An 11,951-nucleotide genomic window follows, 5' to 3' on the forward strand; every position below is an offset into this window, starting at 1 on the left:
GACGGTGGAACTGTCGAAGGAGGGCGCGGGCGACGACGGCGCGCTGCAGGTCGCCGCGCTGCCCGCGGATGGTCCCAAGCTTGTCGCGCTGCGCGCAGGGACGCCCGTGCTCGCGCGCCCGCAAGCGGGCGCGCGCAAGCTCGGCGAGCTCTATCCTGGCGCCGCCGTCGTGAGGTCCGCGGAGCCGTACGGACGCGCGGGGTGCAGCGGCGGATGGTATGCGGTCCGCCCACGCGGGTTCGTCTGCGCCGGCGACGGCGCGACGCTGCACACCGACGTGCTTGCGCTCTTGCCGGCTCCGCCCGACACGTCGCAGGCCCTCCCCTACCGCTACGGCCGCGCGCGAACCCAGGGCGCGCCGGTGTATTTCGGGGTGCCGAGCCGCGAGGAGCTGCAGCACGCCGAGCCCGATCTCGATCGCCATCTCGAGCGCGTGCAGCGCAGCGACGCGCAGCTCGGGGCGTCGGCCAACGACGTCCCGCTGGACGCGCGCGGCGTCTCCTCGGGGCCCCCGGTGCTGCTGCCGCGAGGAGACGGCGTCGGTGAGGACGGGCGCAGGACCGAGGCCGGATACTTCGCCTTCCCGATCGCCGACGCGATCGCGCCGCTCCCGCCCCTCGCCGCGCTCGGCATCGACATCGGCGGAAGGGACGGCGCTCGCGTCGATCTGCGCGCCACGCTGAAGACGACGGCGCTGCGCAAGGGCAGCGGGGTCGCGATCACCCGCACGTTCACGGCGGGAGCGACCGACGGACGCAGGTTCGGCGTGACGCCGGAGGGACGGCTCATCCCGACGGACCGGCTCCAGGCCGCCCTCGGATCGCCGTGGCACGGCCTCGATGTCGAGAAGGTCGGACTGCCTGTGGCGTTCGTCCATCGCCATGACGTTCACACGTGGACGCTCGGCCGCGGCAAGGCGAACGCCAATGACGAGGAGCTCGAGCGCCACACCGGCGTGCCGCTCACGGGCAAGTTCAGGACGGTGGACGGCGTCCGCTTCGAGGAGGCGCGCGACGGCTACTGGATGCGCTCGCAGGACCTCGTCGTCATCGTGCGCCGCACCAAGCTCCCCGAGTTCGCCAAAGGCTCGCAGCGCTGGCTCGACGTCAGCCTGGTGAACCAGACGCTGACGGCCTACGAGGGGCAGAAGCCGATCTACGCCACGCTGATCTCGTCCGGGCGCGATCAGCTGCGCGACCCGGAATCGAGCGCGTCCACCGCGCGCGGCACCTTCCGCGTGCGGAGCAAGCACGTGACGCGCAACATCGATCCGCGCGAGGTCGCCGACAGCTTCGACGTCACCGACGCCCCGTGGGTGATGAGCCTCGATCCGGGCCAGGCGATCACCGGCATGTACTGGAGCGCCGGGGTCGGCCAAGCACAGGGCTTCCACGACATCGCGCTGACGCCCATCGACGCGCGGCGCATCTTCCTGTGGGCCGAGCCGGAGCTACCTGAGGGCTGGCACGCGGTGTACGGCAACGACGAGGAAGGAACCGTCGTTCACGTTCGGCCTTGACGATCGCGTGAGCTACCGCTGGCGCTCCAAGGAGTGCCAGCGGCCGACTGTCACCATTTCTGGTGCCGAAGGAGGGAATCGAACCCCCGACCCGGCGCGTATGAAACGCCTGCTCTAGCCAGCTGAGCTACTTCGGCAAAAGTGAGGGCGGACTAGTACCGCCCCGTCTCCACTCTGTCAAGCGAGGTCGTGCGCGTTGCGACGCGCGGTCGTCTTCGCCATCTTCGCCATCTTCGCCATCTCGTCGCCTCCTCATCACCATCACCACAGATCGCTCGGGCTCACCGCTCGCGATCTCTGTACTTCGGCAGGACGGCGGGGTTTCTCGCCTCGAACGGCATCGACCACCGGAAGCTCTCGCCGAGCTCGGGCGGCACCGGAGGGTACGGTGAGCCGCGCAGCACCGCGCGCCGGCAGTTCTCATCGAACTCGGGGATGCCGCTCGGCCGCGTCACCGACGCGCTCCCCACGGTCCCGTCCGCGCGGATCACGAAGGTCACGATCACGATCCCCTGAAGCCCCTCGCCTGCGGCCCACTTGGGAAACGCGTCGGCCCACAGCGGGTTGAGCTTGGCCATGACCTGCCGCATGTAGAGGCTGCGCCTGCCATCGAGCGGATCGTTGTCGAGCGACCGGCCATGCCCTGAGCCGAGCGCGCTGGAACGCGCACCGCGGCCCGCGACGCCGCCCGAGCCGGTCGGGCCCGGTCCTGCCTGTCCGCCTGGGCCGGGTCCTCGCGGACCTCCTGCCGAGCTGGCATGAACGAGCGACTGGATCGCCGTCGCCACCTCCTGCTCGCTGTCCACGATGTCGTTCGGGCGCCCGACGGCGTCGGCGGGGACCGACGGCGTGCCCAGAGCGACCATCGGCCGCGCCAGCGGAACCGCCGCGCTCTCGCGGTGATCCTCGCCGGCCCGCCTGTCGCGTACGCCCAGCCCCGCGGACGCGCGCTCGCCTCCCTCGACGGCCCCGCCGGCGGCGCGCGGGGTCGCGCTCGGGGCGACCATGGCGCCGGGCGCAGCGGGCGCGTCGGTCGCGTCGGTCGCGCGCTCGATGCCCGCGGGCCGGGCCGCAGCGCCGAGCGCGACGCCGCGGCGCTGGGGCGCGCCGCCGTCGCGCGCCCCGAGCGACGGATCGCGCTCGGCCGACGTGCGTCGCTCGGCCCGATGGCCGACCCGCCCGCCCGCGAGGAACGTGAGCTCCATCGGCTCCCGGCTGGCTCGCCAGTCCTCGCGCGATGCACGATGGGACGACGAGCGGATGCGCTGGATCTGGCTCCTGTCGAGGCGCGAGCGGACCTCTGGAGAGAGGAACGCCGCATCGTCCCTGTCGGCGAGGTTCAACGCAGGCAGCTCCGCCGCATCGGTGCCGCCGCGCCCGCTCGTCCCCGTGTCCGGCCGCGGCGCGTGTTCCCCTCCCCCGCGCGAGACGCTTGCAGCCAGCTCGGGCGCGGTCGCCGCCGCGCCGTCGAGCGTGCCGTCCGAGACGACGGGCAGCTCGATCTCGATCGGCGCGCTCATCGCGGCCGGCGACGCGACCGTCCGCGCGAGCGCCACCTCCCGCTTCGAGAGCGAGCCCGCGACGAGCAGCGCTCCTGCGCCTACCAGCCCGGCGTGGGCCGCGACGGAGAGCGCCCACGCGGAGGCGATCCGGCGGCCGTCGCGGGACCTCTGCGCCATCGTGCTGTCACTATGCCTCGAGACGCGCCTGGGGCGAGCCCGGAGGCGCGGACCGCGCGGCGCTCCTCAGCCGGTGAGCGCGCCGCCCTGCGGGAGCCGCAATCGCCTGCGGGTGTTCTCCGCGGTGCGCGCGGCCAGCGCCTCGAACGGCTCGCCCCGGAGCTCCGCGACGAAGCGGGCCGTGTGCAGCACGTGCCCTGGCTCGCATCGCTTTCCCCGGAACGGCACGGGCGCGAGGTAAGGGCTGTCCGTCTCGACCAGGATCCGATCCTCCGGAGCCCAGGCGGCGACGTCCTGGATCGCGCGCGCGCTCTTGAACGTCACGATGCCGGAGAACGAGAGGTCGAAATCGAGCGCGAGCGCCCGCTCGGCGAACGCGCGATCCTCGGAGAAGCAATGGATGATGCCGCCCACGTCGCTCGCCTGCGCGCGCTCCAGGATCGCGAGCGTGTCTTCCGGCGCCTCGCGCGTGTGGATGACGATGGGCTTCTCCACCCTCCGCGCGAGGGCGACGAGGTCGGCGAAGACGCGCTGCTGTGTGTCCTTCGGCGAGTGCATGTAGTGGTAGTCGAGGCCGATCTCGCCGACGGCCACGACCTCGGGCCGGCGCGCGAGGGCCTCGAGCTCCGCGAGCATCCTGTCGTCCACGGCGGAGGCGTCGTGCGGATGGACGCCGACCGCGGCGTGCACGTCGGCGCGCCGCGCCGCGAGATCCGCGGCGAAGCGCGCCGCGGAGAGATCCGCGTCGACGCCGACGACCACGAACGCGCCCACGCCGGCGGCCCGCGCGCGGTCCAGGACGGCGTCCGCTCCCTCGTGGAAATGGCGCGGATCGACGTGACAGTGCGAGTCGATGATCATGCTTCGCTTCAGGTGACGAGCTCCGCGAAGCGCGCGCGGAGCAGCGCGCTCGCGGCGTCGAGCGCGCAGCGGTCGCAGTAGCCCATCCCGCGCAGCCGCTCGAGCGCGCGCGTCGCGTTCTTGCGCTCCTCCTCGCGCAGCTCGCCCCAGCCCTTCTCGGACTTGCCGTCGCCCTGCGCATCGCGGAGGAGCGCGACGAGATCGCGGACCAGGAGCGCCACGCCCTTGCGCCGCTCCGTGAAGACCGCGTCCCGCAGCTTGCGGATCTGCTGCGGGAACACGACCGCGTTCACGATCTTCTGGCCCGGATGGTCGATGGCCCACGCCGCGATCGCCGAGATCAGGCCGCGCCGGTGGTCGTCGTGCTTCGTGCGGACCCCGAGGAGCGCCTCCACCTCGCGCATCATGCGCTCGTCCGGGTTCTCGAAGTCGCCCGTGTGCGGGTTCCTGATCTTCTCCCCCTTCACCCAGACGCCGACGTGGGAGACGTACCGATCGAACAGCTCGGCGTAGCGGGTCTCGTCGACGAGGCCGCTGGCCGTGCGCATCTCCTCCTCCGTCGCGTCGAGCAGGCGCGTGCGCACGACCTCGCGGAAGAGCCGGTGATCGTGGTAGCCGCCCGCGAGCTGCTTCTCCTTGAGCCAGTCGTACTCCGCCTGCCGCTTGCAGAGCGCGTCGAGCTCCGAGAGGACGGCGAACGGGGAGAGGCACGCGTGGTCCTCGCTCTGCGCCGCGTCGAGCAGGAGCGTCCGCACCTCCCGCGGCGAGACGCCGAGGCGCCCCTCGAAGTCCACGGACGCGTCGCTCTCGTGGTAGATGGCCTCGATGCCCGCGCGCAGGACCTTCTGCGCCTCGGCGTCGAACCGCTCCGGCGCCGTGCCCGTCGCGAACAGCTCCATCTTCTCGACGGCGGTGAGGCTCGAGACGAGCGGCGCGAGCGCGTCGGGGTACCGCTTGGCCTCCGGCTGCCGCATGCGCGTCAGCACGGCGAACTGCGCGGCGACGCGCGTCGCGTGCGGGGCGACGTGGCGGGTCACGAAGGGGACGATCTGCGTGTCGTAGATCGCCTGCTCGTCGAGGTAGCTCCGGAGGTAGGGCGCGCGCAGGAGCTCGAAGCGCCCGCGGAAGCTCGGGAACTCGGGGTGCTCCCGGAAGGCGTTGAGGTGCACGTCGTTGGCGCTGCCGATCATGACGACGTTCGTCTGCAGCGTCTGCTGCGGCAGGCTGACCTCCCCGGTCTCCAGCGTGAGCTGGAGATACCGGAACGCGTCGAGCGGTCGCTTGAGGAGATCGCTGAACTCGAGCACGCCCCCGGCGGCCTCGATGAGCTCACCGTGCGCCTCGAAGAGCGTCGTCGCCTGGAGCGAGGTCGGGAGCGAGGCGAGCGAGCGATCCGCCGTGATCTGCCGCTCGCCGGCGTCGACCGACAGCTCCGGGCCGATCGTGACGGCGCCGACGCGGTAGCGGCGGGAGATGAAGTACCGCTCGACCTGGACGTGCCGCAACGTCTCGACGAGCGATCCGCCGCTCGCCACGAGGAGCGCCTCGAAGACCTGCTGGTTCTTGTGGGACAGCTTGCCGCTCATCAGCCACTCGGGCGGCGGCTCCGTCGCGCCGGCGTCCTCGTAGAGCTTCAGGATGAGCGCCCGCCGCTCGCGCACCGGGAGCAGAAACAGCGGGTGATCCCGGAGCTCGATCACGAGCCGGGCGTCGATCTGGTCGTCCTCGAGGTGGGCGTAGCTCGTCCCGTCCGCGGCGCTCGCCTTCACGTCGCCGCCGAAGCCGATCGACCCGCGCATCGTCTTGCGGCTCGGGAACACCCAGTGGAAGCGGTACACCGCGCCCTCATCGAGGGTCGAGTAGTGCTCCAGGGCGCGCAGGATGCAGGCGGCGAGCGTGCTCTTCGCCGACCCGTTCGGCCCGTGCATCAAGACGAGCCGGTTGGCCCTGCCCTCGCGCACGAAGTTGCAGAGCACCCGGTAAACCTCGGCTTGGAGCTCTTCGTGGCCGACCAGCGCGAAATCCCGCCCGTGGTAGGAGGCCGCGGGCGGCGCGCCCTGCTGCACGGCCTCGGTCGCGGGGAGCTCCCACGGCAAATCGAAGAGCTGGAATCGGGTCAGCTCACCCCAGGGCTTCTTGATCGTCCGCGTGCCGAAATGGTCGAACATGTCGCGGACGTAGCGAGCCGCGTCGCGTCCGAAGCGGACCGGATTGGAAGCGAAGAGCTCCAGGTACTGCTGGAAGGAGAGGACCCGCTGCTCTTCGTTGAAGCGCCGGGCCATCGAGGTAGCGATGGCGTCGAGCTCGGAGAGGGCCTTTCGGGCCCGCTCAGCCGCACTGCCTTGGACTGTCTGGCTGGGGCCGACCTCGCTGGGTTGGCCCCCCCGGCAACCGGAGGTGTCGTTGTTCACGTGGGGCTGAGTTTACCGTTCTGTCTACTGCACGTCGACGACCGCCTCGAGTTCCTGCTTCTGCATCAGGCAGTTCGCGGCGCTGCAGATGCTGAAGGAGAGGACGCCCGCCACCTTTGTCTTCCCCTTCTTGGCCGCCACGAACGGGACCTTGAGGACGCCCTTGTTCTCCTCGAACGCCCCGTCTTCGCGCTTGAGCAAGGGCTTCGGGTACGAAACGCCCTCGGCGGCCGCCTCAGCGACCTTGAACTTGATGGGGTACTTGTCGTTGATGTGGTAGTCGCCCTTCGACAGGAGCGACACCTCCACGAGCCCCTCCTGGCCGGCCTTGTACGTCCCCGTCGGCTTCATTTCGAGGGTGTAGACCGCATCCTCGACCTTCGATTGTCCGCCCTTGGGTGGAGCCGCTGGTGCCTCGGCTGCGCCGCGGGAGGTCGCCGCTTCGCTCTGGCTACACCCCGTTCCGACGAGGGAGAGCCCGGAGAGCGCGATCAGGCACATCGCGGCGGAGAGGGGCTTGCGGGTCCGAGTTGAAGGATCAGTGCTCATGGTCAACACAAATAACACAGGGGCGGCGCCAGCGCGAACGTGGGGCTCTCGTGGCGCCCGGGACGACAGCGCCTGGCACCTCGGCGCGCTACGCGTTGCGGCGTAGCGCGGTCGCGTAGCGCGCGGTCGATCGATTGCGCACAGCGCACAGCGCACGAGCGCGCGGCCCGGCGCCGCTGTCAGCGCGAGAGCAGCAGGGCGACGAGCGCGCAGAGCAGAACTGCCGCGCCCGCCGCCGCGGGGATGACCCACCGCGGCAGGCGCTGAGGCACGCCCATCACGATGTCCTCGGCGAACGCATCGGCAGCATCCGGCGAGGGCGCGGCGACCGCGGCGGCGATCGGCCCGCCGCTCGCAGCGGCGGCGCCGCTCGCAGCGGCGGGGCTCGCGCCCATGTTCGCGGGGGCGTATTGCTGGCGGGACAGGACCGACGGCGGCGCCGCACGGATCCGGGCCGCGAGCTCCTTCTGCGGTAGGTACGCCCAGTCGCGGTGCGATCCGACGAGCCCGTACGCTTGCCCCACGCGATCGGCCAGCTGACCGACCGAGGGAAGGCGCGCCTCCGGGTTCTTCATGAACGCCTCCTCCATCACCGGATCGAGCGAGGCCGGCGCCCCGTAGGCCTTGCCCGCCACGCTTGGAGGCAACGGATTGCTGCCCATGATGGCGACGAGGATCATCGGGCCGGTCGGCGCGTGGAACGGGACCTTCCCCGTGACGCACTCGAACACGATCGCCGCCACCGACCAGACGTCGGCGCGATGGTCGAGGGCGAGCAGCCCCTGCGCCTGCTCGGGGGACATGTAGAAGGGCGATCCGATCGTCGTTCCGACGACGGTCAGCTTCTTCGCGCCCTCGCTGTTGTCGCGCACGCTGCCGAAGTCGAGGATCTTCACCGTGTCGCCGTCGTGCGTGCCGACCAGGAAGATGTTGTCCGGCTTGAGATCGCGGTGCACGACCTTGCGCTTGTGGGCCTCCTCGAGGCCGAGCGCGATCTGCGACAGCATCCGCACCAGGCGCTCCGGGGGAAGCACCTTGTCGCGCTTGAGGACCGTCCGCAGCTCCTCGCCCTCGAGGTACTCCATGACCAGCGCGAAGCTGTGGTCCTCGGTCTTCTCGAAGGCGAGCACCTCGACGATGTGCTCGTGGGGCAGCGATGCGCTGACCTCGAACTCGCGGTGGAAGCGCTCGACGCTCACCTCGTCGAGCGCGACCTCGGGGTGGAGGATCTTCAGGGCGACGCTGCGGCCGGTCCGAAGATCGAGCGCCTGATAGACGCGCCCCATGCCCCCGTCGGCGACGATGCGCCAGACCTGGTAGCGCCCGCCGCAGAGCGTCGCGCCGACGCGCCGGTCCTCCGGGTGAACCGGCGGCGATGCCTCAGCGACCGGGATGAGGCGCTGCCCATCGACCGGACAGAAGCCGCTGTCGTGCGAGAAGAGCCTGAAGCAGGCGGAGCACGTCTTCAAGCCGCACCCGGGATCAGGCGCGGGAGGGATCCGCGGCCGGCGTGCTGCCCGTCGCGGGCTCCGGCGGCATGTAATAGAGGATCCGGTTGCAGTTCGGGCACCGCTCGAACTCGTCCTGGCGGCGCATCTTCTGGAACATCATCGGCGGGACGGACAGGTGACAGCCGAGGCATGTGCCGTCGTAGGTGCGGGCGATCGCGACGGGCCTGCGCGTCCGGATCGACTCGTAGCGGCGGTACAGGACGACCGGCAGCTTGCCGACCACCTGCTGGCGCGCGTCGGCGCGCTGGCTGCGCTCGGCCTCGAGCGAGGCCAGCGACGCCTGCGTCCCCGGCGCGCTGCCGTCGATCGCGCCCGCCAGCTCGACGCGCTTCGCCTCTGCCACGTCGATCGCCGAGCGCGCCCCCTCGGAGGCCGAGTTCAGCCGCTCGATCTCTTCCTCGCGATCGCGGTGCAGCTTGCGGAGCTCCTCGATCTCCCGCTGGGCCGCGTTGGACTCGCGCTCGTTCCGGGAGCGCTGCAGCTTCTCCCGCGAGCGCTCGATCTGGCTCGACATCTGGCGGAGCTCGACGACGAGCTCGGAGCGCGTCTTCTCCATCGCCGCCAGGGTCTCCCGATCGCTCTTCAGCCGGTCCTCTAGCCGCTTCAGGTCGGACCGCATCCCTTCCAGGCTGCCGCGCTGTTTGTCGAGCTGCTCATCGATGCGGCGGATCTCGCTGTCGATGGCCGACAGCTCTTCGAGGAATGCGATCTGCTCGCGGATGCTCACGTGCTTCCTTGTCTCCTTGTGTTTCGTGGCTTTCGTGGGCCCACCTGGACTCGAACCAGGAACAGCCCGGTTATGAGCCGGGGGCTCTGACCGATTGAGCTATAGGCCCTGGTACAAGGGCGAACCCCCGATCGGGTCCGCCCACTGTCGCACCGGCGGACAACGTAGTCCAAGCGGCGCGCAGTTGGAAGGGGAGCGGTTCGACCGGACCGGGTTCCACGGTTTCACGATCGCGCACGACGGCGGTCTGGGCCCTGGGTGGCGCGGCTCGGCCGAGAGGGAGCGCCGTCCGCGGACGGCGCTCAGCGCGGCGGCGGCCTCGCCGGACGTCGCGCCAGGACATCGCGCCGGCGCGCGCGGTTGGCCGACACCGCCGACGCCAGAGGCCGCACCAGAGGTCCCCGCTCGGGCGGCGGAGCTCACGGCCCCTGCCGCCCGCCCGGATCGACCATCGGGCTGCGGCGCGGGATGCGGGCCGTTTTGGCCGCCGGGGCGACGGCCTTGCCCCCGTCGAGGGCGTCGGAGCAACACCGGAACCCGACCTGATAGAAGCGGAACCACCGGTTGTGCGTCGAGGTGACCGGGCGGCATCGCGAGCGGATCGGCCCCCAGTACCCCCCTTTCAGCGTCGACCGGAACGGCTTCTCGTCCAGCGTGCCGAGCTCGTTGTTCACCCACTCGTCGACGTTGCCGGTCATGTCGCGCACGCCGAAGGGGCTCACGCACCGGTGCATCTCGCCAGACGCGACCCGGCGATCGAGCCGCTCGACCTCCGCGGAGATCTTCCATGGATCAGCGAACGTCTCGAGCACCGGCATCGAGATCTTCCTGTCGATGTTGCACGCGTCGGGATCGCGCGCGATCCCGTAGGGATAGGGCCACATCTGGGGGCCCTCGCACGCGAACTCCCACTCCTCGCCGGAGCAGAGCCGCTTGCCCTCGATCTCGCAGGCGCGCTTCGCCTCCAGCCAGTTGACCATCACCACCGGGCGGACGCCCTCGATGTTCGGGTACTCGAAGACGTCGATGCAGAAGCGCCGGTGCTGGAGGCGCCCCTCGCAGAGGACCTCCGGCTCGAACCGCGCGCAGATGTCCTTCTCCTCGTCGATGTATGCGGCGCAGTGGTGCCCGACGTAGGGGCAATAGATGCCGTCCACGAGCACCATCCCCCCGAGGCACGCCTTGCCGCTCTCCGGGTCGACGCGCACGTACGCGGGCAGCGGCGGAGGCGCCGGCGGCGCGAGCGCGGGCGCGGGCGGGGCCGGCTCCGGCGGGGTGACGCTCTCGGCAGGAGCCGCGCTCGCCGCGTCGAGCGGCCCAGGCGCCATCTGGAAGCGGGGAGCGAAGAGGAGCGCGCTCACCAGGGCGGCGACGGCGAGGGCGGCGATGAAGGCGATGCGCTCGCGCATGTCAGTCGTACACGCCGTCCTTCTCGCGGTCGCGCTCGATGAAGGGCCGCGGCGGCGGCGTGACGACGCCGTCGACCGTGTCCGCGCAGCAGCGGAAGCCGACCTGGTAGAACTTGAACGTCGGCCCGTGCCCCCCGGTCGTGAGGCGGCAGGTGTTCCGAACAGGTCCCCAGTAGCCGCCGTTGAGCGTGGCCGGGCGAGACGTGCCCGGATCATCGGCGAGGTTGTCGGTCCACTCGTCGACGTTGCCGGAGAGGTCGTACGCCCCGTAAGCGCTGATGCAGTTCGGGTGCGATCCGATGGGATCGGCCTGCCACAGCCGTGCGATCTCGCCCTCGCGGGTCGTCTCGTCGACCATGGCGTCGATGTCGAACGCGATCGCGGCGCGGTCGATGTTGCAAGGGCTGGGCGTGCGCACGAAGCCCCAAGGATACGGCAGGCGCTTCGGTCCTTCGCAAGCGAGCATCCACTCGGAGCGCCGGCACAGCCGCCTGCCGATCGAGGCGCAGAGCGACTTCGCCTCGTGCCAGTCGACGTAGACGCGCGGGAGCTCGCCCACCCGGTTCGGCCACTCGTGGCGGTCGATGCAGAAGCGCCGGTGATCCACCGCGGCCCGGCAGCGGGCGCCGCGCGCGTACTCGGGGCAGCCGTGGCCGGCCCCGTCGCCGCTGCGAGCGCAGACATACGGGAGGGATGGACAGAAATCGCCCTCCACGAGGGTCATGTCGGCAGGACACGCAGCGCTCGCCACCGGATCCGCGGCGAAGGGATCGACCAGCGGGGCCGCCGCGGAGGTCCGCGGGCTCGCGCTTCGCGAGACCGGGACCGCGTCGGGAGGCGATCCCGGAGCGGGCGCTGCAGCCTCTCCCGGGCCAGCGGTCGTGGCGGGCGCTGGCGTGGAGGACGCCGGCGCCGCGGCCCCGGTGGAGCGCGGCGCGGCGGGACGGGGCTCGGAGCGCTCGGGCGGAGACGGCGGCGTGAGGAGCAGCGCGTCGAGCTCAGGCGCGTACCGCGCCAGGAGCGCGACCGCGCCGAGCGCAACGCCGGCGCCGATCGCCATCAGGACACTCCTTGCACGCGCTTCCACATCACCCCTGCGCGCCCTCTCATAGTCCAGCTCGCAACGCAGCGACGTGAGAAGAATTGCAAGACAACCGGAAGGCCTCGCCCGCGCTGTGCGCGGCGCGTCGAGGGACACCGCACGCGACGCGCCAAGGCGGGGCAACACAGGCAACAGAGCCGACGGGGGCAACTGGGGCAGCTGGGGCAACCGGGACGACAGAGG

General features: G+C 71.3%; 9 protein-coding genes and 2 tRNA genes. 1 reads left to right on the forward strand and 10 read right to left on the reverse strand.

Going from position 1 to position 11,951, the window contains the following annotated elements:
- The first annotated feature begins 4 nt into the window (after positions 1–4).
- Positions 5–1,519 carry a L,D-transpeptidase gene (locus WME90_RS19555; RefSeq protein WP_437282678.1) on the forward strand — a complete coding sequence of 505 codons (1,515 nt, stop codon included), beginning with the start codon at positions 5–7 and terminating at the stop codon, positions 1,517–1,519.
- Between the two features lie 60 nt (positions 1,520–1,579).
- On the opposite strand, the gene WME90_RS19560 is transcribed toward WME90_RS19555, so the two are convergent.
- From WME90_RS19560 to WME90_RS19605, 10 genes are all read right to left on the reverse strand, one after another.
- A tRNA-Met gene (locus tag WME90_RS19560) sits at positions 1,580–1,656 on the reverse strand.
- Positions 1,657–1,800: 144 nt separating this feature from the next.
- On the reverse strand, positions 1,801–3,198 hold the full coding sequence (locus WME90_RS19565) for an energy transducer TonB family protein (RefSeq protein WP_437282679.1): 1,398 nt from the start codon (positions 3,196–3,198) through the stop codon (positions 1,801–1,803).
- Positions 3,199–3,264: 66 nt separating this feature from the next.
- Positions 3,265–4,059 (reverse strand): TatD family hydrolase, encoded by a 795-nt coding sequence (locus WME90_RS19570; RefSeq protein ID WP_437282680.1) that lies wholly within the window; start codon positions 4,057–4,059, stop codon positions 3,265–3,267.
- Positions 4,060–4,067: 8 nt separating this feature from the next.
- Positions 4,068–6,341: a PrkA family serine protein kinase gene (locus WME90_RS19575; RefSeq protein WP_437282681.1), complete on the reverse strand. Its 2,274-nt coding sequence runs from the start codon at positions 6,339–6,341 to the stop codon at positions 4,068–4,070.
- A gap of 153 nt (positions 6,342–6,494) precedes the next feature.
- A complete protein-coding gene (locus tag WME90_RS19580) occupies positions 6,495–7,019 on the reverse strand; it encodes a hypothetical protein (protein WP_437282682.1) in 525 nt (174 codons plus the stop codon).
- A 179-nt stretch (positions 7,020–7,198) separates the two neighbouring features.
- Positions 7,199–8,488 carry a serine/threonine-protein kinase gene (locus tag WME90_RS19585; protein WP_437282683.1) on the reverse strand — a complete coding sequence of 430 codons (1,290 nt, stop codon included), beginning with the start codon at positions 8,486–8,488 and terminating at the stop codon, positions 7,199–7,201.
- A gap of 13 nt (positions 8,489–8,501) precedes the next feature.
- Complete coding sequence (locus WME90_RS19590; protein ID WP_437282684.1) at positions 8,502–9,257, reverse strand: zinc ribbon domain-containing protein; 756 nt, start codon at positions 9,255–9,257, stop codon at positions 8,502–8,504.
- 35 nt (positions 9,258–9,292) lie between these two features.
- Positions 9,293–9,366, reverse strand: a tRNA-Ile gene (locus tag WME90_RS19595).
- 310 nt (positions 9,367–9,676) lie between these two features.
- Positions 9,677–10,666, reverse strand: a complete 990-nt coding sequence (locus WME90_RS19600; protein ID WP_437282685.1) for a formylglycine-generating enzyme family protein — start codon at positions 10,664–10,666, stop codon at positions 9,677–9,679.
- Position 10,667: 1 nt separating this feature from the next.
- A complete protein-coding gene (locus WME90_RS19605; protein ID WP_437282686.1) occupies positions 10,668–11,726 on the reverse strand; it encodes a formylglycine-generating enzyme family protein in 1,059 nt (352 codons plus the stop codon).
- Positions 11,727–11,951 lie beyond the last annotated feature (225 nt).

The organism is Sorangium sp. So ce375, assembly GCF_051473855.1.
In the GTDB taxonomy this organism is placed as follows: domain Bacteria; phylum Myxococcota_A; class Polyangia; order Polyangiales; family Polyangiaceae; genus Sorangium.

What these genes read in the sequence shown, in the direction of transcription:
- WME90_RS19580 (WP_437282682.1), bottom strand. Translation starts at nt 7,019, where the DNA reads ATGAGCACTGATCCTTCAACTCGGACCCGCAAGCCCCTCTCCGCCGCG.
- WME90_RS19600 (WP_437282685.1), bottom strand. Translation starts at nt 10,666, where the DNA reads ATGCGCGAGCGCATCGCCTTCATCGCCGCCCTCGCCGTCGCCGCCCTG.
- WME90_RS19570 (WP_437282680.1), bottom strand. Translation starts at nt 4,059, where the DNA reads ATGATCATCGACTCGCACTGTCACGTCGATCCGCGCCATTTCCACGAG.
- WME90_RS19575 (WP_437282681.1), bottom strand. Translation starts at nt 6,341, where the DNA reads ATGGCCCGGCGCTTCAACGAAGAGCAGCGGGTCCTCTCCTTCCAGCAG.
- WME90_RS19605 (WP_437282686.1), bottom strand. Translation starts at nt 11,726, where the DNA reads ATGGCGATCGGCGCCGGCGTTGCGCTCGGCGCGGTCGCGCTCCTGGCG.
- WME90_RS19565 (WP_437282679.1), bottom strand. Translation starts at nt 3,198, where the DNA reads ATGGCGCAGAGGTCCCGCGACGGCCGCCGGATCGCCTCCGCGTGGGCG.